General features: G+C 25.1%; 23 protein-coding genes. 22 read left to right on the forward strand and 1 reads right to left on the reverse strand.

Annotated features, from left to right (window positions below; genetic code table 11):
* Nucleotides 1–323 precede the first annotated feature (323 nt).
* From BEN51_RS02830 to rfbB, 21 genes are all read left to right on the forward strand, one after another.
* A complete protein-coding gene (locus tag BEN51_RS02830) occupies nucleotides 324–2,177 on the forward strand; it encodes an NTP transferase domain-containing protein (protein ID WP_236906245.1) in 1,854 nt (617 codons plus the stop codon).
* Nucleotides 2,178–2,574: 397 nt separating this feature from the next.
* Nucleotides 2,575–3,258 carry a sugar transferase gene (locus tag BEN51_RS02835; protein ID WP_119864583.1) on the forward strand — a complete coding sequence of 228 codons (684 nt, stop codon included), beginning with the start codon at nucleotides 2,575–2,577 and terminating at the stop codon, nucleotides 3,256–3,258.
* Between the two features lie 27 nt (nucleotides 3,259–3,285).
* Entirely contained in the window at nucleotides 3,286–4,164 is an 879-nt protein-coding gene (rfbA, locus tag BEN51_RS02840; protein ID WP_119864584.1) for a glucose-1-phosphate thymidylyltransferase RfbA, read from the forward strand.
* A gap of 29 nt (nucleotides 4,165–4,193) precedes the next feature.
* A complete protein-coding gene (locus BEN51_RS02845; RefSeq protein WP_119864585.1) occupies nucleotides 4,194–5,495 on the forward strand; it encodes a glycosyltransferase family protein in 1,302 nt (433 codons plus the stop codon).
* Nucleotides 5,496–5,505: 10 nt separating this feature from the next.
* Nucleotides 5,506–6,162 carry a hypothetical protein gene (locus tag BEN51_RS02850; protein ID WP_119864586.1) on the forward strand — a complete coding sequence of 219 codons (657 nt, stop codon included), beginning with the start codon at nucleotides 5,506–5,508 and terminating at the stop codon, nucleotides 6,160–6,162.
* 2 nt (nucleotides 6,163–6,164) lie between these two features.
* Nucleotides 6,165–7,286 (forward strand): ATP-grasp domain-containing protein, encoded by a 1,122-nt coding sequence (locus BEN51_RS02855; protein WP_119864587.1) that lies wholly within the window; start codon nucleotides 6,165–6,167, stop codon nucleotides 7,284–7,286.
* Between the two features lie 73 nt (nucleotides 7,287–7,359).
* Nucleotides 7,360–9,813 carry a DUF6044 family protein gene (locus BEN51_RS02860; protein WP_119864588.1) on the forward strand — a complete coding sequence of 818 codons (2,454 nt, stop codon included), beginning with the start codon at nucleotides 7,360–7,362 and terminating at the stop codon, nucleotides 9,811–9,813.
* A gap of 12 nt (nucleotides 9,814–9,825) precedes the next feature.
* Entirely contained in the window at nucleotides 9,826–10,833 is a 1,008-nt protein-coding gene (locus BEN51_RS02865; RefSeq protein ID WP_119864589.1) for a glycosyltransferase family 2 protein, read from the forward strand.
* Between the two features lie 12 nt (nucleotides 10,834–10,845).
* The gene (locus BEN51_RS02870; RefSeq protein ID WP_164704080.1) at nucleotides 10,846–11,748 is read left to right on the forward strand and encodes an NAD-dependent epimerase/dehydratase family protein; all 903 of its coding nucleotides are present in this window, start codon (nucleotides 10,846–10,848) and stop codon (nucleotides 11,746–11,748) included.
* 13 nt (nucleotides 11,749–11,761) lie between these two features.
* On the forward strand, nucleotides 11,762–12,130 hold the full coding sequence (locus BEN51_RS02875; protein ID WP_119864591.1) for a DMT family transporter: 369 nt from the start codon (nucleotides 11,762–11,764) through the stop codon (nucleotides 12,128–12,130).
* The gene (locus tag BEN51_RS02880) at nucleotides 12,120–12,458 is read left to right on the forward strand and encodes an EamA family transporter (protein WP_119864592.1); all 339 of its coding nucleotides are present in this window, start codon (nucleotides 12,120–12,122) and stop codon (nucleotides 12,456–12,458) included. The genes BEN51_RS02875 and BEN51_RS02880 overlap by 11 nt, the downstream gene beginning before the upstream one ends.
* Before the next feature lie 12 nt (nucleotides 12,459–12,470).
* Complete coding sequence (gene rffA / locus BEN51_RS02885; protein WP_119864593.1) at nucleotides 12,471–13,607, forward strand: dTDP-4-amino-4,6-dideoxygalactose transaminase; 1,137 nt, start codon at nucleotides 12,471–12,473, stop codon at nucleotides 13,605–13,607.
* 80 nt (nucleotides 13,608–13,687) lie between these two features.
* On the forward strand, nucleotides 13,688–14,722 hold the full coding sequence (locus BEN51_RS02890) for a mannose-1-phosphate guanylyltransferase (RefSeq protein ID WP_119866559.1): 1,035 nt from the start codon (nucleotides 13,688–13,690) through the stop codon (nucleotides 14,720–14,722).
* A gap of 13 nt (nucleotides 14,723–14,735) precedes the next feature.
* Nucleotides 14,736–15,485, forward strand: coding sequence for a WecB/TagA/CpsF family glycosyltransferase (locus tag BEN51_RS02895; protein WP_119864594.1), 750 nt, complete (start codon nucleotides 14,736–14,738; stop codon nucleotides 15,483–15,485).
* A 9-nt stretch (nucleotides 15,486–15,494) separates the two neighbouring features.
* A complete protein-coding gene (locus BEN51_RS02900; protein ID WP_123962155.1) occupies nucleotides 15,495–16,793 on the forward strand; it encodes an O-antigen ligase family protein in 1,299 nt (432 codons plus the stop codon).
* Between the two features lie 15 nt (nucleotides 16,794–16,808).
* A complete protein-coding gene (locus BEN51_RS02905; RefSeq protein ID WP_119864596.1) occupies nucleotides 16,809–18,026 on the forward strand; it encodes a glycosyltransferase in 1,218 nt (405 codons plus the stop codon).
* A complete protein-coding gene (locus tag BEN51_RS02910) occupies nucleotides 18,019–18,897 on the forward strand; it encodes a glycosyltransferase family 2 protein (RefSeq protein ID WP_119864597.1) in 879 nt (292 codons plus the stop codon). The genes BEN51_RS02905 and BEN51_RS02910 overlap by 8 nt, the downstream gene beginning before the upstream one ends.
* Before the next feature lie 47 nt (nucleotides 18,898–18,944).
* The gene (rfbC, locus tag BEN51_RS02915; RefSeq protein WP_119864598.1) at nucleotides 18,945–19,502 is read left to right on the forward strand and encodes a dTDP-4-dehydrorhamnose 3,5-epimerase; all 558 of its coding nucleotides are present in this window, start codon (nucleotides 18,945–18,947) and stop codon (nucleotides 19,500–19,502) included.
* A gap of 24 nt (nucleotides 19,503–19,526) precedes the next feature.
* On the forward strand, nucleotides 19,527–20,918 hold the full coding sequence (locus BEN51_RS02920) for a lipopolysaccharide biosynthesis protein (protein ID WP_119864599.1): 1,392 nt from the start codon (nucleotides 19,527–19,529) through the stop codon (nucleotides 20,916–20,918).
* 18 nt (nucleotides 20,919–20,936) lie between these two features.
* Nucleotides 20,937–21,812, forward strand: a complete 876-nt coding sequence (gene rfbD / locus BEN51_RS02925; protein ID WP_119864600.1) for a dTDP-4-dehydrorhamnose reductase — start codon at nucleotides 20,937–20,939, stop codon at nucleotides 21,810–21,812.
* A gap of 60 nt (nucleotides 21,813–21,872) precedes the next feature.
* Nucleotides 21,873–22,931: a dTDP-glucose 4,6-dehydratase gene (gene rfbB, locus BEN51_RS02930; protein WP_119864601.1), complete on the forward strand. Its 1,059-nt coding sequence runs from the start codon at nucleotides 21,873–21,875 to the stop codon at nucleotides 22,929–22,931.
* Between the two features lie 51 nt (nucleotides 22,932–22,982).
* Here the strand turns inward: rfbB and BEN51_RS02935 are convergent, their stop codons facing one another.
* A complete protein-coding gene (locus BEN51_RS02935) occupies nucleotides 22,983–23,981 on the reverse strand; it encodes an LCP family protein (RefSeq protein ID WP_119864602.1) in 999 nt (332 codons plus the stop codon).
* Nucleotides 23,982–24,176: 195 nt separating this feature from the next.
* Here BEN51_RS02935 and BEN51_RS02940 point away from each other — a divergent pair, with 195 nt between their 5' ends.
* A complete protein-coding gene (locus BEN51_RS02940; protein WP_119864603.1) occupies nucleotides 24,177–25,361 on the forward strand; it encodes a CDP-glycerol glycerophosphotransferase family protein in 1,185 nt (394 codons plus the stop codon).
* The last annotated feature ends 55 nt before the right edge of the window (nucleotides 25,362–25,416 follow it).

Genomic DNA, 25,416 nt, shown 5'->3' on the forward strand with positions numbered 1-25,416 from the left:
TAACATTAAAAAATTTGAAAAATATTAATATTATTTAAAATATTTATATTAGGTGTATATTTTAAAAACAATAAAATCAAATACAAAGAATAAATGGCTATATAGCATATTATTACCATGTGATTTAAATAAAATACTTAATTATTAGATAGGCTTAATTAATTTATTATTCAAAATGAATTTATTATAATTAATGTATTTGTTGGAGAAATTTATAAAAAAATGTTGAATATTAAGAAAAAAGAAATTATAATGATACTAAATTCAAAAAATGAAACTCAAAAAATGAATTATAAAAATCTGTTCTTAGAAAGGAGAATATAGTGGAAAAGGAAATAAAAATTTTACAATTGTTAAATACGAATAGTGGAATGAGACAATCTGATATAGCTAAAGAAGCAAATATTTCTGTAGGCAAGGTTAATTATGCTATTAAGGATCTTTTAATGGAAGAATACATAATAAAAAAGATGTTTTCAAGAAAACCACACTATATATTAACTGAAAAGGGCATTGACATACTAGAAAAATATATGAAATCATCTATTGAGAAGAAAATTATACTTCATGCAAATGAAAAAAGAGATGTTAGACAAGCAGTAATACTTTCTGCAGGAAGGTCTAGAGATTTTGATTTACCAGTAAGTTTACTAGAAATTGGGGAGAAGAGTTTAATTGAAAGAACAATAGATTTATTACGTGAAAATAATATTGAAAAAATATTAATAATTACAGGCTATAAAAATGAAGCTTTTGATAAAATAGCAAGAGAAAAAAATATAGAAATTGTAATTAATGATAGATACAAATGGACAGGTACCATGGCGTCTTTAGCTTTAGCTAATGATTTTATTAAAGATGATTTTATTTTAATTGAAAGTGATGTTCTTTTTGAAGAAAGAGCAATATCAGAATTATTAAAAGCAAAAGATAGAGATTGTGTAATTATAACAAATGAATCAGGTTCTGGGGATGAAACTTTTGTTGAATTAAGAGACGGATATATTTATAAAATGTCAAAGGATATACATCAGCTTAATAAAATAGATGGAGAAATGATAGGGTTAAGTAAAATTTCATTAGAAGTTTTTAATAAGATGATGAAAGAATACAGATTTAATAGAAATCCATATTTAAATTATGAGTATATGCTTTTAGATATAGCTAGAAATTATAAAATAGGATGTCTTAAGATAGATGATTTAGTTTGGTCTGAAGTTGATAAGAAAGAAGACCTGCAAAAAATAATAAAGTATGTTTATCCAAGAATGAAGAGAAAGGAATTAGAAGTTAAGTTTAATAATATAAAAAGAATTGTTAGTGAAGCCTTGAAGGTGGAAGAAGATAAAGTAGAAGCCATTGAACCAATAGGTGGAATGACAAATAAAAATTATAAAATAACTATAAATGGAGAAGATTTTGTTATAAGAATTCCTGGAGTAGGAACAGAGGACTTTATAGATAGGAAAAATGAAAAAATTAATTCGCTGTTATCTTGGAAATTAGGAATTAATTATGATTTGGAATATTTTAATGAAGAAAATGGAATTAAAATAGCAAAATACATAAAAAAGCTAGAAACTCTTAATCCAACAACTGCAAAGAAAGAAGAAAATATGAGACTGGTTGCTCAAGTTTTAAAGAAACTTCATAATTCAGAAATAAAGTTAAATAATGAATTTAATGTTTTTGATTTAATTGTTCATTATGATAAATTAATTGACAAGTATAATGGTGAAAGATACAAAGATCACAATATAATTTATGAAAAAGTAATGAAATTAAAGCCTTTACTTGAAGAAGGTAGTTATGAATTGAGACCATGTCATTGTGATACTGTTCCAGAAAATTTTATAAAAAGTGGAGAAGATAAAATATATTTAATTGATTGGGAATATAGTGGTATGAATGATCCAATGTGGGATTTAGCAGCATTTTCTCTTGAATGTGGTTTCTCTGAAGATGATGAAGAATTATTCATTAATTATTATTTTAATGGAAGTATAGAGGAGAGTCATAGGAAAAGAATATTTATTAATAAAATACTTCAAGATTTCCTTTGGAGTCTCTGGACAATAATTAAAGAAGCAAGAGGAGATAATTTTGGAAGTTATGGAATTGATAGATATAATAGGGCTATAGAAAATTTAGAGAAAATAGAATTTATGTTAGTATAAGAGATAGACATTATTATGAAATAAATAGGTGACTGCTGTAGTAGTCACTTTTTTATTTTTATAGAAATTTTAAAAAAAATAAGCAGAATTTCGACAGAAAAAAAGGAAAAAATTTTAAAAATAGAATGATAATAGAAAAATAGTTTTTTTCGACAATAACTAATTTAGTTAACTTTAATTAAACTTTTAAAATAATAAAAAATATATCAAAAATGTTAAAGATATACTAATTGCCAAGTTAGTATTGTAGGTTTATTTTGATAAATTTATGTGTTATAATCACTTTGACATTGAATATAAGTAAAATATAATAGAATAATTGTAGAATTTGATGTATTAATTACAAAAAAGGGGTTTTTTAAAGTGCGCTTAAAGGTTTGGGAGGGAGATAAGCTTAATGGATAATATAAATCTTAATAGAAATTTGGAAATAAATAATTCAAAGAAAATCGATGTTGTAAATAATAAAGAAAATAAATTAGTATATAACTTTTTAAAAAGAACAATTGATATAATAGGTTCTTTATGTGGGCTAATATTATTAAGTCCTCTATTAGTAGTTGTAGGAATGTTAATAAGATTAGATTCTAAAGGACCTATTATATTTGCGCAAAAAAGAGTTGGTTTGAATGGTAAGGAATTTAAAATGTATAAATTTAGGTCTATGGTTGTAAATGCAGAGGAATTGAAGGACAAACTTAAAGAAAATAATGAAATGTCTGGTCCAATGTTTAAAATGAAAGATGATCCTAGAATAACAAGGATTGGTAAGTTTATAAGAAAAACAAGTATAGATGAATTGCCGCAACTAGTTAATGTTCTTAAGGGAGATATGAGTTTAGTGGGTCCAAGACCAAGTTTACCAAAAGAAGTAAAAAGTTTTGAAACATGGATGTTAAAAAGACTTGAAGTTAAACCTGGACTTACGTGTTATTGGCAGGTTATGGGGAGAAATAGTATAGATTTCGAAGATTGGATGAAGTTAGATATTAAATATATTAATGAAAGAAACTTTTTATTAGATATAAAACTTATATTAAAAACCTTTGTTCTTTTGTTTGGTGATGAAAATGCAAATTAAATAACTTTTTATTAAGGAGATGATAATATGAAAGGTATAATATTAGCTGGAGGTTCAGGAACAAGATTATATCCAGTTACAAAAGCAATGTCGAAACAAATGGTTCCTATATATGATAAGCCGATGATTTATTATCCAATGTCTGTGCTTATGTTAGCAGGTATAAGGGAAATATTAATAATATCAACACCAAGAGATATTGTTAACTTTAAGGAATTATTCAAGGATGGTTCAGAACTGGGATTAAGTATAGAATATGCAATTCAAGAAAAGCCAAATGGCTTAGCAGAAGCTTTTATAATTGGAGAGGATTTTATAGGTGATGATAATGTTGCTATGATTCTTGGGGATAATATTTTTTATGGACAAAGCTTCTCAAGTCATTTAAAAGAAGCTGCTTCTATAGAAAAGGGAGCTATGATCTTTGGATATTATGTACAAGATCCAAGGTCTTTTGGAGTAGTTGAGTTTGATGAAAATAATAATGTAATTTCAATAGAGGAAAAACCGGAAAAACCAAAGTCAAAATATGCAGTTCCAGGTTTATATTTTTATGATAACACTGTTGTTAAAAAGGCAAAGGAATTAAGACCTTCTGCAAGAGGAGAACTTGAAATAACAGATTTAAATAGAATTTATATGGAAGAAGGAACATTAAAAGTAAACTTGCTTGGAAGAGGAATGGCTTGGTTAGATACAGGAACTCATTCTTCAATGCTTCAAGCATCTAATTTTGTTGAAGCTATTCAAAATACTCAAGGAACTTATATTGCTTGTCTTGAAGAAATTGCTTTTAGAAATCACTGGATTAGTTCAGAAAAAGTTCTTAAATTAGCAAAACCTTTAATGAAAACAAGTTATGGAAAATACTTGGAGGCAATTGTAGATGAGTATAATAATAGATAATATTATTAAAATCATAGGAGCAATAAATAATGAATGTTAAGGAAAGAAAATATATTGTGAATTTGATGGTATTTTCATTCTCTATTTTTATGTTGTACGCAGTAATAATTCCATTTAATAATGCACCTGATGAACAATTAAGGTTTGATATTGTGGATTTTATACTCAAATATAAGGAATTGCCAATTGGTGGTGATCCAAGATTATTCTATGGTGATTTTGGAGTTACTTACGCTTTTAAGCCTTATATTGCATATGTATTTTCAGCTTTACTTTGTATCTTGGCTGAGTTACTAAAAATAAATATTGAGCCTTTTATGATTTCGAGATTTTTTTCCGTATTATGTGGTGTTGGAACAGTTTATTTTACTTATTTAATTTGTAAAAAAATATTTAAAGAAAGCAAAATTAAGTATGTATTACCTATATTTTTTGCTAGTATTCCTCAATTTTCCTTTTTGAATTCTTATGTTAATCAGGATTCATTAATGATTTTTTTAAGTTCAATAACAGTATTTTTGTGGATTGAAGGAATTTCAAACAATTGGGAGTGGGACATTGTAATAAAGATTTCAATAGTAAATGGGATTATAATGTTAACCTATATGAACGGCTACTCTATAATTTTATGTACAGTTATACTAGTGATATTAACATATAAAAATAAAAATTCAGAGTTTTTTAAGAAGACTATGTTTTTTACTCTGATATCTCTTTTAATTAGTGGATGGTTTTTTGTTAGAAATTTGATTATTTATAATGGTGAGTTATTTGGAGACACTATTTCATTAGAATTACAAGAGAAATTAGCAATAGATTCTTTGAAGCCTTCATTAAGGGATGTTCCTTATAAACATGGCTTAAATATGATTACTATGTTAATTAAAACTGATTGGTTAAAAAAGACATTTATGAGTTTTTGGGCTATGTTAGGTAATATGGATATAAGGTTGAATTCAGTTTATTATTATCTATTTATGGTAATATCTATGTTAACGGTCTTAGTAATAATTGCGAAGGTTAAAAGTGCAATAGTAAATAGAAAATATAATGATGCATTTAAGTTGAGAATAGTTTTTATTTTCGAAATTTTAATAGTAATAATATTATCGATAATTTATTCGACATATAATGATTTTCAACCTCAAGGAAGGTATATATATCCAGCAATTATACCTATAATAATTTTTATAGGAGAAACTTTTGAGTATATTATTAATAAATTTAGACTTAAGGAATGGATAGTATATTTATTCATTGGTGTAATAATTATTTTTAATATTGCTTTACCAATATTAGCTATGATTAAAAAATATTATTTTGTTGTTTAGGAGGAAAATATTGATTAACAAAAAAAGGGGTAAAATTCTTTCAATACTTTTTTTACTTTGTATTATATTAATAATTTTAATTAACTTTCCTAGGGGAAAAGAGTATACATATGTAAAAACTTTAAGCGGTAATATTGGTGATTTATCAGATATTTCAGAAATTAAACAGACTTTCTATGCAAATGAAGATAATTTATATGGAGTAGGGATAATATTTGGTAAATATATGAGTAAATATACTTCAGATATAGAAATTAAGATTTCTGATAAGGATAATAATGTTATTACAAAGGAGATTATTAATGGTAAAAATATTAAAGAAGGAAAATTTACTAAAATATACTTTGATCCAATTATGGTCTCAAAAGGAGAAGAATATAGTATATATATAAATTCTTTGGATAAGGATACTGAGCAGAAAATTACAATATATTCTTCGCTTTATAATGATTACACTTATGGGGATTTATATATAGATGGAGATGTTAAGGATTTTGATATTTCATTTATGGCAGAATATAAGAAAAGTATTAATAGTTCAATTTATGAAATTATTAGCCAGATGAATTTATCACCTATATATTTAATTATAATTATAGTAATACTTTTTACTAGTTTGTTTAACTTAATTAATATTATAAATAATTTGATTTCTGAGGAGAGATAAATATGAAAAAAATATGTATATTAGGAATAGGAAATGCACAATTAGATGCTATTAATTATTGCAAAGAAAAGGGATATAAAGTTTATGCTTGTAGTTACAATGATCAAGGCAGAGATAAAGCTGAATTAGATGATTTTAAAATTATAGATATCAAAGATATAGAAGGGGTAAAAAAATATGTTATTGATAATAAGATAGACATAGTTTATTCAGTTGGTTCAGATATAGCTATGCCAACGGTTGCTAAAGTAAGTGAGGAACTTAATTTACCTCATTTTATTACATATGAAACTGCACAAATTTGCCAGAATAAGTATCAATTACGTAAAGTTTTAGGAGAAGACTTTGAAGGAAATGTTAAATTTAAGTTAATTAAAAGCAAAGATGAAATAGATGAATGGAGAGAATACCCAGCAATACTAAAACCTGTAGATAGTCAAGGACAAAGAGGAGTTAGACTTATAAATAATAAGATTGAATTTGAAAAATATTTTGATGATTCTATGAGTTATTCTGTAAGAAAAGAATTAATTATTGAAGAATATATTGATGGTCCTGAAGTATCAGTAAATGCTTTTGCTGTTAATGGGGAAGTTATTTTTGCTTTAGTTTCAGATAGAATTGTTTTTGAAGATTTACCAGGAGGAATAATTAAAGAACATGTTGTTCCAACAAGTTTTTGTAGTGCTGATGTTGAAAAGAAAGTCAGAGAAATAGCAATCAGTGTAATGAATAAATTAGGAATTTTAAATGGGCCGGCATATTTCCAAATAAAAATAATGAATGGTGTTCCAAAGATAATAGAGGTTACACCAAGACTTGATGGATGTCATATGTGGAATTTAATAAAACATTATACTGGAGTAAATCTTTTATCTATGACACTTGATTATTTAATGAGAGATTTAGATGTTGATTTTAATGAAGTAAGAGGAAAAGATTTATTAAAAAATGAGCCAAAAACATTAAAATTTTTATGTGAAGAAACTGGAGTTAAATATAATAGAGAAAAATATAATGTAGATAAAGCAGAATATTTACAATGGTATTATGAAAATGGAGATATAGTTAAGAAAATTAATGGCTATATGGAAAAAGGCGGTTACATAATAGAGAAAATTTAATAACTCTATTATGTATAATGGAAAAGAATTATATATTTAGAAGTTAATTAGAACCTAAATAAGGAGATAACATATGAATAAAATATATAAAAATAAAAAATTAGTTTTTCCATTAATATTAATTGTTGAGCTAATTTCTATTATCTTATGTTTAAATAAATTATTTTATTATGAAGATGTTACACAAGTTTTATCTTATGGTCCTACCGATAAAATAGTATCGGGGACAACAATAGAGCAAGAATTTACTAGTGGGGAAAATAATTTATCATCAGTAAGTTTATATATAGATACTAAAGGTAGAGAAAATGCTTCTAATATTAATGTTTCTATTATAGATAAAAATAGTGGTAATGTATTAAGGAGTGTAATTAAGAACGCTAAGGATTTTAAAAACAATAATTATGAAGAATTTGTTTTTAGTCCAATTAATGATTCGAAAGATAAAGAGTATATTATTAAGGTTACATCAAGTGATGCTAATGAAGAGAACTCTATATCACTATATGCTTCTGAAAATAATGTTTATATTAATGGAAATATAATAATTAATGGAGAATCTCAAGAAAAAGATTTAAGATTTAAGACATATTATACTAATAAAATGTTTTTTGAAATTAATGGCCTAATTGAAGGTGGATATTTAAATAAATATATAGTCATTTCAATTTTGTTATTAATTTTAGTTTATATTAATCTACTTATTTTATTTATTGTAAATAAAGTTTTAAATATAGATAGTAAAATTATCAATAAACTAAAAAAAGTATTCAACAAAGACAATAAAATTTTAAAGTGGATATATATAAATAAATACTTTTGTATTGGACTTTCTATTGTATTTATTTATGTTTTGCCTTATTTTTTACTTGGCGAAAATTCATATATATTAATACATGATAATCTAGATTCAAATGTAACATGGTACAAAATTTTAGCAGAAAGTGGTCAATATTTTGGTTCTTATGATTCTACTATACCTAATATTATGAATGGTGTTCCAAGAAATGTATTAGGTTCTGAGTTATTTGTACCAAGACTATTATATTTGATAATGAGCCCATTTTGGGCATATGTAACTAATCAATTATTAATGAGAGTTGTGGCATATGTAGGAATGGTTTTATTATTAAAAAAACATATTGTAATTAAAGAAAATAAGTTTATTAAGAGAAATATTATTATTTATGGTGTTGCAGTATGTTTTGCCTTATTACCATTCTGGCCATCTGGTGGACTAAGTATTGCTGGTCAGCCTTTAGCGCTATATATTTTCTTAAATATAAGAGAAAATAAAGATAAATTCATTGATTGGATATTAATAGTTATTATTGCTATGTATTCTTCATTGGTATTAGCCTTTTCCTTCTTCTTATTAGGAATAGGTTTAATTTGGTTATATGATTTAATAAGGCTTAAAAAGTTAAATATTAAGTTTTTATTATCCATAATTTTTATGGGAGTATGTTTCTTAGCTATTGAATACAGGTTGGTAGGAAGCATGTTCTTAGGTGATTCTTATGTATCTCATAGAACTGAATGGAATTTAAATGTAAAGACATTTAAAGCTTGTTTAAATATGGTTAGAGATAACTTTTTAGAGGGGCAATACCAGGCAGCAAGTTTACATAAATACTTTATAAATTTTACAGTATTTTTGAATTTAGTAATAAGTATAAAGAAAAGAAACTATAAAAAAACGCTGTTAGCTTTATTATTACTAGTAGGAATTTCATTTCTTTATGGTTTTTATGAATATTCGGGATTTGCAGCACTAAAAGATAAATTTGAATTATTAGGAACTTTTAGATTTAGTAGATTTAACTGGCTTCAGGCTCTAATATGGCATATACTATTTGCTTATTCTTTATTTCAAATTAGCAATTTTATTACTGGATTAAAAATTAAAAATAAGAAATATACAGAAGTATTAGCTCAATTTATAATCTTAATAATAATTTGTGGTCAAATTACTTTTTCTTTTTACAAAAGTGATTTTAATACAGAATTTTTAAAGAAAAATCCTACATATAAAGAGTTTTATGCAGAAGATATTATGAATGAAATTAAAGAGTATATAGGAAAAGATCAAGAATCTTATAGAGTGGTAAGTATAGGCCTTGAACCAGCTATTACTCAATATAATGGCTTTTATACTTTAGACGGCTATCTGCCTAATTATCCTTTAGAATATAAAAAGCAGTTTAGAAAAATAATTGAAAATGAATTAGAAAAAAATGAAGATGCTAAGGGATATTACGATAGATGGGGAAGTAAATTTTTTATTTTTCCATGTTATCCAGGAGACTTATTTAGTAAATTTAGAGCTGATAATAATAACTTTATAATACATAAAAATGATAAATATTATTTAAATTATTTAAATATAAATTTTGATGTATTAAAAGAAATGGGATGCGAGTATATTTTAGCTGCGCTTCCTATTAATAATGAAAATATGATCTTATTAAATACGTTTGAAAATGATAATTCATTTTGGAAAATTTATTTATATAAGATACAATAATGGGGGATTTTTATGGAAAAATTATCTTTTGTGATACCTGTATATAATTCAGAAAAATCTATAAAGATAGTTATAGAAAAAATAATAGAATTAGTTAAAGGTTTAGGTAAATATGACTATGAAGTTGTATTAACTAACGATGGAAGTACTGATAATTCATTAGAGGTCTGTAAAGACATATGTAAAAATAATTCAAAGGTTAAGTTATTGAATTTATCTAGAAATTTTGGACAACATTCAGCAATATTAGCAGCTTTTAATAATTTAACTGGTGACTATGTTATAAATATGGATGATGATCTTCAAACAAATCCATTAGAAGTAGAAAAGATGCTTAATAAGCTTATACAAGAAAATTATGATATTGTATATGCTAAATATAGTAATAAAAAACATTCTAACTGGAGAAATATTGGTACATTAGTAAATAAATATATGGCTGAAAAGATGATGGGTAAGCCAAAAGATATATCAATTGGAAGTTTTTATGTTGCAAGAAGATATGTTATTGACGAAGTAATAAAGTATAAAGGACCTTATCCATATGTTAGTGGATTATTATTGAGAGTAACTAAAAATATTGCTAATGTTGAAGTTGAACATAATAAGAGAGCTTTTGGAGAATCAAATTATAATTTTAGAAAGTTATTACTTTTATGGGTAAATGGATGTACAAATTTTTCTGTTTCTCCAATTAGATTATGTAATTACTTTGGAGCTTCTATAGGTATATTATCATTGATAATGCTTATTATATCTATTATTAGAAGTTTCTTTGGATATAGTTCTCAAAATGCTATTTTTACTTCATTAATAATTATTGCTATATCAATAAATATGATACTAATGGGAATTGTTGGAGAATATGTAGGACGTATTTTTATGTGTATTAATAATTCTCCTCAATATATTATTAAAGAAACTTTTAATTTTACTCATAATAATGAAATATATGATTTAAAAGTTGATAATAAAGAAATAGAACAATATGTAATAGAAGAAAATATTTCAAAGAAATAAGGTGGGATTTTTGTGAAAATAGCTTTAACTGGCGGAACAGGCTTTCTTGGAAAATGGATTATTGATATGTACGGAGATAAATATGATTTTCTTTTAATTGGAAGAAATAAAGATATCAATGAGTTTGTATATAAACATAAGAAGTATAAATATGTTGCTACTGATTTTTCTAAAAATGATTTGATTGAAATGTTAAAGGGTGTAGATGCTGTAATTCATTTAGCAGCTCAGAGACCAGGAGTAGATTATGCAAATGAAGGCTTTGACGCTACAATGAAAAATATAGAAATGTCTATAAATATTTTTGAAGCATGTAGAACTAATAATATAAAAAATGTAGTATTTGCATCATCAATTTCTAATTATAGTGAGAAAAATGAATTACCTTGGAAAGAAGATATGAATGTTCAGCCGCTAGGTTTTTATGGAATTGGAAAAGTCGCAGTGGAGAATATCGCTAATTACTATAATGAGAAAAAAGGTATGTTTATAAAGTGTTTAAGAGTAGCAAGAGTAGTAGGAGTTGGAGAAAGAGAAGGCTTTATGCTTATGAATTTTATTAATCAGGCATATAGAAAAGAAACTCTTAATTTATTCGGAAAAGGAGTAGGAAGAAGAGAATATATTTATGTTAAAGATGTGGCTGACGCCTTCATAAAGGCAATAAATTGTCCAGATAAAAAGGGAATATTTAATATAGGAACAAATAAAAATACATCTCATAAGGAGTTAGCAGAAATAATAAATAAAGTATTTGACAATGAAGGGAATTTAAAGCTTCTATCAGATAAACCAGAAGATACAACTAATTTTTTAATGGATTGTTCTAAAGCTACTAATGAATTAGGATGGAAATATAAATGGGAGTTAGAAGATGCATTATATGACATGAAAAAAATAATGGATCTTAAATAATGTAGGTGATTTTATGGAAAAAGATAATATAGATAAAAAAAAATACAACTTTAAGGACATAATATTTTTAAACGCCATAATATTCTATTACCCAATTGTAAGTATATTAGCTAAAGTTGCATCACAACATGAGATTTTTTCTATAGATTTTATTAAGTGGTACTTTCTTCAGTTAGTCTCTATAGGTATATACGCTATTTTATGGCAAAAAGCAATTAAAAATTTTGATTTATCTTTTGCGTATTCTAATAAGGCTTTAGTTATAATATATAATTTGTTTTGGGCAGCTATTTTATTTAACGAAACTATAACTATTAAAAATGTAGTTGGCTCAATAATAATATTAATTGGAATAAGGGTGATGGTAAAAGATGAGCATTAAAGGAATAGTTATCATATTAATTTCTATTGTACTAACTTCTTTATCTCAAGTATTACTTAAATTAAGTAGTAATAGAGAATATAAAAAACCGATATATGAATATTTAAATATATATGTAATATTTTCTTATGCCATGTTTTTTGTAACTATGCTATTAAATACAATGGCTTTGAAACATATTAGTTTAAAAAGTATCCAAGTATTTATGTCACTAAGCTATTTATTTATACTCATATTAAGTAAAATAATCCTAAAAGAAAAAATTACAAAAAATAAAATTTTAGGAAATATCATAATTGCTTTAGGCATTATAATTTTTAATATATAGGGAGTGAAAAAGATGATATCATTTAATAAACCATATTATACAGGAAAAGAAATTGAATACATAGAGGATACACTTAAAAGGAATAAAATATGCGGTGATGGATATTACACAAAAAAAGTATCTGAATTTATGGAAAAAACATTTAATACTAAAAAAGCATTAATGACAACATCATGTTCAATGGCATTAGATATGAGCTGCATTTTAGCTGATATCAAAGAAGGAGATGAGGTTATTTTACCTTCTTATACATTTGTTTCAACTGCGAATTCTATAGTTTTAAGAGGTGGCAAATGTATTTTTGCTGATATAGATCCAAATACATTAGTAATTGATTTAGAAGATGTTGAGAAAAAAATAACTGAAAGGACAAAAGCTATAATTGTTGTACATTATGCTGGAGTTTCTTGTGATATGGATAAGCTAATGGAAATAGCAAATAAAAATAATATATTAGTAATAGAAGATGCTGCACAAGCTGTTAATGCAAAATATAAAGGTAAGTATTTAGGTACTATTGGTCATATGGGATGTTACTCTTTCCATGAAACAAAAAATTATGTAGCTGGTGAAGGTGGAGCATTATTAATTAATATTGATGATAAAACTTTAATCGAAAGTGCAGAAATTGTTAGAGAAAAGGGAACAAATAGAAGTAATTTTTATAGAGGACAAGTTGATAAATATACTTGGGTAAAGATGGGTTCATCTTACTTACCTTCTGAAATGATATCTGCATTTTTAATGGCTCAATTTGAGGAGTTAGATACTATAAATAATCTCAGAAAAGAAGTGTTTAATAAATATTATGATGGAACTCGCGAGTTAGAAGAAATGGGTAAGGTAAGAAGACCTATTATACCTGATTATAATGACATAAATTATCATATGTTTTATTTAATATTAAATTCTGAAAAAGAGAGAAATAATTTGCTAGAATATTTTAAACAAAATGATATCATAGGTACATTCCATTATCTTCCTTTACATACATCACCAATGGGACTTGAAATGGGGTATAAAGAAGGAGATTTACCAATAACAGAAAGTATTAGTAGCAGACTTATAAGATTACCAATGTATGCAGGATTAACTAATGAAGAAGTAGATAAAGTATTATTTCATCTTAAAGAATTTTTTAAGAAATAATAGAAAGTAATTATAGATGAATAAATTTACATATTTTATTTGACAAGGAGGAACTCGTGAAAGATTTATGTTTTTTAATAATGGCAGGTGGTAAAGGGACAAGATTTTGGCCATTATCAACAGAAGAAAAACCTAAACAATTCTTGAAATTAGTTGGCGATCAAACGATGTTACAAATGACTATAAGCAGAGTAAGAGATATTGCATCGTCAATAAACAATATTTTTATTTGTACTTGTGAGAATTATGTGAATTTAGTAAGGGAACAAATTCCGGATTTTCCAGTTGAGAATATTATTATAGAACCTTATGCGAAAAATACTGCTCCATGTATAGCTTTATCTGCATTTCATATTTTGAAAAAATTTAAAGATTCAACAATGGTAGTATTACCTGCAGATCACTTAATAGAAAATGAAAGCATTTTTAGGGATATAATTTTGTCTGCAAATGATTTTGTAAATAATAATATTGAATCAATTTTAACAATTGGAATAAAGCCGTATAGACCAGAAACAGGTTATGGATATATTAAATATGATGAAAAAGTAGATAATGTAAAGGGAAATACAATATATAATGTTAATAAATTTATAGAAAAGCCTAATTATGAATTAGCAAAGAAATATGTTAGAGATGGAAATTATTTATGGAATTGTGGAATTTTCATTTGGAAAACTTCCAATATTTTAAATTTGATAAGAGAATATATGAGTAATACATATAATATTTTATCAGAAATAGTGGAAACTGATAGAGATTCATATTATGAGGTTTTAAAGAAAAAATATAATTCTGTTGATGAAATATCAATAGACTATGGAATTATGGAAAAAGTCTCTAATATTTATGTTATAATTGGAGATTTTGAATGGGATGACTTGGGAAATTGGTCCAGTGTTGAAAGATATAGTATTTTAGATGAAAATTTAAATGTTGAAAGAGATAATGTAAATGCGTATAAATCTAAAGGAAACATTGTAATTACCAAAAAACCAATATTATTGAATAATATAAATGATTTGATAATAGTAGAAACTGATGATTATATTATGATATCATCAAAATCTAAAGAACAGGAAATTAAGTTAGCAAAAGAATATTTTGACATTTAATATGAGGTAAAATATGGGTAGAATAAAACTTTTAAATATAGTAGTTGATAATGTAAGTATGGAAGAAGCATTAGAAGCTATTGATGAAATAATATTAAAAAAAGATAAATCTTATGTTGTTACTCCTAACGTTGATCATATTGTAAAACTGGAATATGATGAAGAATTCAAAAAAGTATATAAAAACGCAGATTTAATCTTAGCTGATGGAATGCCATTAATTTGGATATCTAAGTTAATGGGTACTCCATTAAAAGAAAAGGTATCTGGCTCTGATATTTTTCCTAAAATATGTAAAATGGCAAGTGAAAAAGGATATAAAATTTATTTATTAGGTGCTGCAGAAGGTGTTGCTCAAAAGGCTGCAGAGAACCTAAAGTTAAAATATAATAATCTTAATGTAGTAGGATGTTATTCCCCAAAATATGGATTTGAAAATGATGAAGCTGAAATTAATAAAATAATTAAATTGGTTAATAAAGCAAAACCTGATATTTTAGTTGTTGGTTTAGGTGCACCAAAACAAGAAAAATTTATCTTTAATTATAAGGATAAGTTAAATGTTCCCATATCTTTAGGCCTCGGAGCATCAATTGATTTTGAAGCCGGAAATATAAAGAGGGCACCAAAATGGATGCAAAGATTAGGCTTGGAATGGTTATATAGATTGATTAAAGAACCTAAGAGAATGTATAAGAGATATTTAATAGATGATATTAAAATTATAAAATTGTATTTTAAGTATAGAAGAGGTGTAGATTAGAATTTGAAATTGAATAAAAATATTAATATAAATAATAAATATTCAATAATGATAATATTAATGTTAACTCCTATTATAGACATAATTTATACTGTTAATTATCATATAATTAATTTTAAAGTGCCTATTCATTTAGTATTAAGGATGATTATTTTACTATACATATTATTTAATATAAGGTATATAAATCATATTAAATATTTATTGATTTTAAGTATGATATTGGTATGTGGGTTTATTTATCCAAAGATAATGGGCTATCCATTTAGTTTTATAGATAATTTATCATATTCTATGAAGATAGTTAATATGATAGCTTCGGGGATGTATTTTTTTGAAGTGTTAAAAAATAAAGTGGTTGATGAGGATTATTTTATAAAGTGTATAAATTTATCTACGATTATTATAGGAGCTAGTATTGTTTTTAGTAATATATTTAATATAGGATTAAAAACATATTTAGACAAACCAATTTCTGGATATAAGGGTTTTTTTGTAATTCATAATTCAATAACAGCTGTATTATTGATTGTAATACCTATAAATTTTTTATATTTTCTAAAAAAGAAGAATAAGTATATTTTTATATTACTATTATTAAATATAGTTGCTGTAATGCAAATAGGAACAAAATCTGGAATGATAGGTGCAGCATTTGAAATTATAGTTTCTTTAATGTATTTTATTTTCTATTATGGTGTTCCTTATAATATAAAAAATTTAAATAAAAGAGTTATTAAAATTCTTTTAATTATCCTTATATTATTTTTTATAGCTTCAGTTTCTTTTGTTAATAATTTCATAAATAAACAAAAGGAAAATTTCAAACATACAGGATATAGTAATTTTATTAGCTATATTTTATCGAATAGAGATTTACAAATAAAATATATAAATGAAGAAATAAAAAATAATTTGAATCATAATCCAAAATATTTTTTTGGAATGGGTGTAAAGTATGCTAATAAAGTTGTTAATGAAGGAAAGAAAGAATTTGAAATTATCGAGATGGATTTTGAAGGAATAAAAATATATTCTGGTTATTTAGCTTTCATTGTTATATCAATTTTTTTACTTGATACAATTATTAATATTTTAATATCGATTAAAAAAGGAAAGAAAATAACTAATAAAGTGTTTGTTTTACTTGCAATATTTATGGGATTAGTACATGCTGCTTTTGGTGGACATGTATTATATGAGGGAATAACAGGTACATATTTAGGTGCAGTAATTGGATTAAGCAGATTTTATTCTGATGATGCATCAAAGATAAAAATTTTAAGTAAATTTATAGGATCAAACTAGAAAGGCGAATTTATTATGAATATTTTATTTATTACAAACTTGTTACCCTATCCATTAGATAATGGAGGCAAAATAAAAACATATAATGTAATAAAATCATTAGCTAAAGAAAATTCTGTAGATATGATTTGTTTTTTCGAAGAAGATAATGATTTGAATAATATAGGAGAATTAAATAAATTAATTAATAAAATATACACATTTCCTAAAAAATTGACTACAAGAAAAAATAAAAGGGAAATGTTTATTAAAGCTGTCCTAAGTATTTTTTCTAAATATCCATATAGTGTATATAAATATAAAGAAAAGGATGTTAAAAGTAAGTTAGATGAAATTTCTGATAATTATGAATGTATATATATAGATCATTTACAATTAGCTGTATATTTAGATGATATAAAAGATTTTTCAGGTAAATTAATATTAGATGAACATAATTGCGAAAGTATTATTATAAAAAGATACTATGAAAAAGAAAAAAATATAATTAAAAAATTATTTTTACTTCTAGAATTAATCAAATTGAAAAAATTTGAGGCCAAAGTAATTAATAAAGTTGATAGAATATTAGCATTATCAGAAGAGGATAAAACTCAAATGATAAAATTATCAAAAGCTGATGAAGAAAAATTCACAGTAATTCCAATTCTAGTTGAAAATAATTTTGAAAAAAATATAGATATAGTTAATTTACAAAATAAAATAAAAGTTATGTTTTTAGGTACATTGACTTGGTATCCTAATATACAAGGAATAAAATGGTTTTTAGAGAATGTATTTAATAAAGTAAAAGATGATATTGAATTATATATAGTTGGAAAGGATCCAGATACTGAATTACTAGAGCTTTGTAAGAATCTTAATAATGTAACTATAACTGGCTATGTAGAAGATGTTAATCAATATTATGAAATTTGTGATGTTATGATTGTTCCTATTTTTATTGGAAGTGGTTTAAGAGTAAAGATATTAGAAGCATTAGGAAAAGGAATTCCTGTTATTTCAACTGAAATTGGATGTGAGGGTATAGAGGTTAAAGATTATGAGAATATATTAATAGCTAATGATGCAGATGAGTTTGTAAAAAAGTTAAAAGAAATAACTAATAAAGATTTATATAGAAAGATTTCTAAAAATGGACAATTACTATATAAAGACAATTATTCTTTTGAGGCTATTAGTAATAAAATAAATAGAAGTATTAGTTTTGAAGGAGATTTTACTAATGAGTAAAGTAGCAATAATATTAGTAAATTACAATGGCAAAGAATATATTAAGGAATGCATAGAGAGTATTCAAGCTATTGATTATAAAAATTATAAAATTATTGTAGTAGATAATAATTCGACAGATGATTCCTTAGTTTATTTGAAAAGTTTAGGAAATGAAATAAAACTAATAGAAGCAAAAGAAAATGGAGGATTTTCATTTGGAAATAATTTAGGAATAAAATATGCTATAGAAAATGGATTTGAATACTTTTTATTATTAAATAATGATACATTGGTAAAAAGAGATTTTTTATCTAAAATGTTAGAAAGTTTTAATAGAAATCCGGATGCAGGAATTGTAGGTGCTAAAATAATGTATTATCCTGAAAAAAATAGGATTTGGTTTGGTGGAGGAGATGTTAGCTGGACTAGATTTAGGGTAGTTCATAATCATATAAAGGAAACAGATAATGGGCAATGTAATGCTGAAGTTGAAATTAATTTTATGACTGGTTGTGCTATGTTGATTAGCAAAGAGGTTATAGAAAAGGTTGGACTTCTTGACGAAGAATATTTTATGTATTGTGAAGATTTAGATTATTCATTTAAAGTTCTAGATAATAATTTTAAAATAATATTTAATCCAGAGGCTATAGTGTATCATAAGGTAAGTTTATCAAGTGGAGGGGAAGATTCAGCCTTTTCATTATATTGGAAAACCAAAAATACTTTAAAAGTAATGAAGAAATTTAAGCATAGAACCTCATTATTTAATTATTTGTTAGGAAAATTTATTTTTTATTTAGAGCATGTTGTTAAAGCTATTAAGTACAAAATTAATGGTAATGTTGAAAATTACAATGCAATAAAGAAAGCACTTTCGAATATATAATAGTGTACATAAATAAAAATAAATCTTATTTGAAAGGAAATGATTTGATGGGGAATTTTAATTTTATTGAAACAAATATAGAGGGGCTTTATGTTATTGAAAGTAAACTTTATATTGATGCTAGAGGATATTTTCAGGAATTATATAAAAAAGATGATTTTTATAAAGCTGGACTTGATATGAAGTTTGTTCAAGAGAATGAATCTAAGTCCAAAAAGGGAGTACTTAGGGGATTACATTTTCAAACTAAAAATTCTCAAGGGAAGCTTGTTAGAGTCGTTAAAGGAACAGTATTTGATGTAGCCGTAGATTTAAGAAAGGGATCTAAGACATTTGGCAAATGGGAGGCTGTAATTCTTTCAGATGAAAACAAGAAACAGTTTTATATTCCGGAAGGATTTGCACATGGCTTTTTAGTTCTTTCTGATGAAGCGATATTTAATTATAAGTGTACTAATGTATATTCCCCAGAATATGAATCCGGAATAATATGGAATGATAGAGACTTGGATATTAAGTGGCCATTAGATAAAGTAAATGAACTTATTATATCAGATAAAGATAAGAAGTTACAGTCTTTTCAAAGTTACGGGAAAAGCTTATAGTTTGCAAAGTTGAAAGGAAAAAAGATGAATTTAAGAAGAAATATAATTAGGATTTTTTCTGCTAATTTTATAAATTTAATTTCAAGTATAGTAATAGGTTTTATAGTACCTGCTATATTATCAATAGAGACATATTCTTATGTAAAAATGTATTCTTTTTATATAACCTATGTAGGAGTTTTACACTTAGGATTTATTGATGGATTATATATTAAATATGGGGGAAAAAGTATAGAAGAAATAAATAAAGGAGAATTAAAAGGAGAACATAATGTTCTATTAATTAGTCAATTATTTATAACATTAATTATTGTTATTATTTCGATCATATGCAAAGACATGATACTTTTTCTAACTGCAATAAGTATAATTCCTATTAATATTTTGTCATTCTTTAATTTATTATTTCAGGCTACAGGAGAATTTAAGAAATATTCATTAAACCTATATTTATATACATTTTTATATCTTGCTTTTAATGTTCTATTAGCAATAGTTTTTAAAGTAGATAGCTATCTTCATTATTGTATTATAACAATTATTGCAAATCTTATTGTAGTTATTTTTCTTGAAGTAAAATTTTATGATAAGGAAGTAAAGGCTGTTTATAACAGAAAATTTATTAATAATATAAAGGTTGGTTTCTTTATATTGTTAGGAAATTTATCTGTATTAATGTTTTATGCTATAGATAGATGGTTTATAAAAATATTTTTTAGTACTATTGATTTTGGATATTATTCTTTTGCATTATCACTGTTAAATATAATTAATATATTAGTAAATTCCATTTCTATAACTTTGTTCAATCATTTGTCAAAGAATGAAAATATTAATGAGATAAAGAAAATGAAGAATTATTTTTTACTTCTAGGCGGAATAGCAAGTGCTGCATATTTTGTACTAGCAGCTATAATATCAATATTTATTCCTAAGTATAATCCAGCATTAAATATTATTTCTATTTCTTTTTCAGCATATCCTTATATGATAATAATTAATGCATTATATGTTAACTTATATAAAGTTAGAAAAAAAGAAAGTTATTATGCTAAGATAGTAGCAAAAATGGTTGTATTATCAGCTGTTTATAATGCCATTTCTATGATTATTTATAGAAATATGATTAGTATAGCAATTGCAACAACTATATCTTTTATAACCTGGTATTATTACTCAATGAAGGATTTTGATTATTTAAAATGTGAAAAAAGAGAAACTATATATTTGTTTAGTATTTTAGTTGGATTTTTAGTAACATCTAACTTTTTGAGTTGGCATAATGGATTTGTAGTATATATAATCTTATATTCTGTATTGATATTTACCTTATATAGGTTAGAAGTAAATGAATGTATTAAATATATTAAGAATTCAATATATGGTATTAGAAGAATGATTTGTAAGACAGAATAGTAAAGGGGGGATTATTGTATGAAAATCTTATTAACAGGTTCTAATGGTCAGTTAGCTAAAGAAATTATTTCTGTAATAAAAGCTGGTAAATGTGATTTTAAAAATATATCGAATAATATTAAAGATGCTGAATTAATATTATTTAATTCACAAGAACTTGATATAACTGATATGGACCTTGTAAAAAATGTAATACTTCAAAATGAACCTGATATTATAATAAATTGTGCTGCTTATACTGAAGTTGATTTGTGTGAAATAAATGAAGAAAGGGCTCTTAAAGTAAATTCATTAGGAGCAAGAAACTTAGCAATTGCTGCTGAGATGGTAAAGGCGAAGCTTTTACATGTCTCAACTGATTATATATTCTCAGGAAATAGTAAAACACCATATAGTGAATACGATATTGCTAATCCACAGACTGTTTATGGAAAAACAAAATTTCTTGGAGAAGAGTATGTTAAACAATATTGTTCACGTTATTTTATAGTTAGAACATCTTGGCTATACGGCATTAATGGTAATAATTTTGTATATAAAATAAAATCATTAGCTAGCAAAAATAAATCTATAAAGGTTGTTAATGACCAAATAGGGAATCCTACAAATGCTAATGATTTAGCATATCATATTTTAAAGATTATTGAAACTAATGAATTTGGAATTTATCATTGTACAGGAGCAGGAGAGTGCTCATGGTATGATTTTGCATGTGAAATAGTCAAATTGTATAAATTGGATTGCGAAGTTATACCATGTAGTTCTGATGAATATAAGACTAGGGCAAAGAGACCCCAATATTCATCATTAGATAATCTTATGTTAAGATGTACTGTTGGTGATGAAATGAGAGACTGGAGAAAAGCGCTAAAAAGTTTTATAAGTAGGAATTAAAATTTTAATTTTTATTATAATATTATTTATTAAAATCTAACAGTAAGGGAGAAGTATAAAATGAAAACATATTTAGTAACAGGTGGAGCTGGTTTCATAGGTTCAAATTTTGTATTGTATATGTTAAAAAAATATAAGGATATAAGAATAATTAACCTTGATAAATTAACTTATGCGGGAAACTTAGAGAACTTAAAGTCTGTAGAAAATGATGAAAGACATATTTTTGTTCATGGAGATATTTGCGATAAGGAATTAGTTTCTTCCTTATTTGAAAAATATGAAATAGATTATGTAGCTCACTTTGCAGCAGAGTCTCATGTTGATAGAAGTATAAAAGAGCCAGAAGTTTTTGCAAAGACAAATGTGTTAGGAACTGTTAATCTTTTAAATTGTGCTAAAAATGCATGGGAAAAGGAAGATGGAACATGGAAGGAAGGAGTTAAATTTTTACATGTTTCAACAGATGAAGTTTATGGATCTTTAGGAGAAACAGGATATTTTACAGAAACAACACCATTAGATCCGCATAGCCCATATTCATCAAGTAAGGCTGGTTCAGATTTAATGGTTAAGGCATATTATGATACTTATAAAATGCCAGTTAATATAACAAGATGTTCTAACAACTATGGACCATTTCAATTCCCAGAAAAGTTAATACCACTTTTAATAAATAACTGCCTTAAATTAAAGGATCTACCAATCTATGGAGATGGCTTAAATATAAGAGACTGGTTATATGTAGAAGATCATGCTAAGGCAATAGATATGGTAATTAATAAGGGAAGAATTGGAGAAGTTTACAATGTTGGCGGCCATAATGAAAGAACAAATATTCAAATAGTTGATACAGTTATTGATTATTTAAATAAAAATGTTGACAGCAGAATAACAGAAGAGTTAAAGAAATTTGTACAAGATAGAAAGGGTCATGATAGAAGATACGGAATAGATCCAACTAAGATAAAAGAAGAACTTGGATGGTATCCTGAAACTACCTTTGAAGTTGGAATAGTTAAAACTATTAAGTGGTATTTAGATAATAAGGAATGGATGAATAATATCACTTCTGGAGAATATATGAATTATTATAATGATATGTATGGTAATAAATAAAAAAATAGGTGATAGAAAGTTTCTATCACCTATTTTTCTTAATTTAGAAAATTAATCAGCCTTCACATCATTAAAAATGTATTCCCTCATTTGTTGTTTAGCAGTTTCAATATCAAAAGTTAAGTAGTAAATTCCATCAATATTTGCTCCTTCAGCATATCCGTCCCTTGGAAATCTATCTTGTTCTAAATTATTACCAATTGAAACAACATCTGTAGCTAAGGATAGAATATTAGTTGTACTTATGCTTGTTTCTACATATGGCAATAATTCATTGAGTAAAGCAGGATATGAAGTTACAGGAGATTTTAATATTTTATTAAATAATGCGTCTAATACTGTTCTATGTCTTTGAGTTCTTTCGTAATCTCCACCAGCAGTATATCTGATTCTTGAATAAGCAAGGGCTTGAATACCATCTAAGTGCTGAACTCCTGGGGAATATATATTAGCTGATGAAGTTCCTTCAAGAGAATTTAAATGATTTATATATTCATTAATGTATTCAATTTCATCACTTGTAATTTCTATATCAATTCCGCCTAATAGGTTTATTATTATAGGTAGACTAGAAAAATCAACAGTTGCATAGTTTTCTATATTTAACCCAAAATTTTCGTTTATTGTTTTTATTGCAAGCTCTGGACCACCGTAAGCATAAGCATGATTTATTTTATCTTGACCATAACCATCAATATAAACATAGGAATCTCTCATAATTGAAGTTATTTTTAATTTCTTATGAACTGGATCAACTGTTGCAACCATAATGGAATCAGAACGTCCGCCTTCACCAGATAGTGAATCTACTCCAAAAAGAGCTATGTTTGTAATTTTATTTGCATTTTTATATTGCTCAAATTCATCTTCAGCTATACCTAGATTTTCTGTGTTAATTTTAGTTTGTTCCATTTTACTTAAGGTTCCAATTATATATCCACCGCCGATTATAAGGATAGCAAGTAAAACAAATAAAAGTCCCATAGAGATTTTAAATGCTAAGGATTTTTTTTTCTTCTTAATTTTATTATTATTTTTTTTCGTAGACATTTTCACACTCTCCTTCAACGCATATTTTACCATATATAGTATATATCTTTCAATTTAACTTAATAAATAATTTTAAATTAAAAAATAATCTAATAATATATGATATAATTATATAATGTTCAGTCTTAATATAAATATTTCTGTTAGTAAGTTAATATTATTTTTATAATAATTTTATTTAAAAAGGAGAAAAAAATGGGTCTTAAAAGTATATTAAAAAAAATTATTCCTAGCAATATAAAAAAGATCATTGAGAATTGTTTGAATGGAAATTATAGTTATTATTTATGGATACTCCCTATAAAAAAGAATAAAATAGTATTTTGTAATTATTATGGAGGGGGATATGGAGATAATGGGAAATATATAGTTAAAAAGTTAATAGAAGAAAATTTAGATTGTGATATAGTTTGGTTAGTGAATGAGAAGTTAATAAATAAATCAGTATTTCCTAAAAATGTTAGAGTAGTTAAATATGGTTCTTTTAAATCTTTATATGAATTAGCAACTGCTAAATTGTGGATAGATAATTCTCGAAAATCTTTTTATCCACCAAAAAGAAAAAATCAATATTACATTCAAACCTGGCATGGTGGAATTTCATTAAAGCAAATTGAAAAGGATGCAGAAAATAAGCTTAGTAGAGATTATGTGAATAATGCAATAAAAGATTCTAAAATGGCAAATCTATTTATATCTAATAGTGATTTCTGTACAAAAATGTATAAATCAGCTTTTTGGTACGATGGAGATATTTTAGAATGTGGATCGCCTAGATGTGATATTTTAATAAATAAAGACAAGAAAATAAAAGATAAAATAGTAAAAGATTTTGAAATAAATGAAAATTCCTGTATTTTACTTTATGCACCAACATTTAGAAATGATGAAAATACTGATATTTACAATATAGATTTTAATAAACTTATTGAAGTTTTAGAAAAGAAGTTTGGTGGTGTATGGAATATATTAGTCAGATTACATCCTAATATAGCTGATAAAGTTGATTTTATGGAGTATAGTAAGAAAATTAAGAATGCAACTAAATATGATGATATGTATGAATTGTTAGCTGCAAGCGATATTTTAATTACAGACTATTCAAGTACCATGTTTGAATTTTCTTTAGTAAATAAACCAGTTATTTTATATGCTCCAGATTTAGAGAGTTATATAGAAGAAAGAAACTTCTATTTTGATATTATAAATTTACCTTATCCTTTATCAAGGAATAATGGTGAGTTATTTAATATTATAGAGAAGTTTGAATTTAATAAATATGTTAAAAATTTAGAAGATTTTATGTTAAAGTTAGGAATTAAAGAAAGGGGTGAAGCAGCAGCCCAAGTAGTAAAAATAATTAAAAAAATAATATATTGATAAATACAGATTTTATAATATTTTTTATAACTATATTAAAAAAGAATGAATTGAA

This window comes from Clostridium isatidis, from assembly GCF_002285495.1.
GTDB classification, from domain to species: domain Bacteria; phylum Bacillota; class Clostridia; order Clostridiales; family Clostridiaceae; genus Clostridium; species Clostridium isatidis.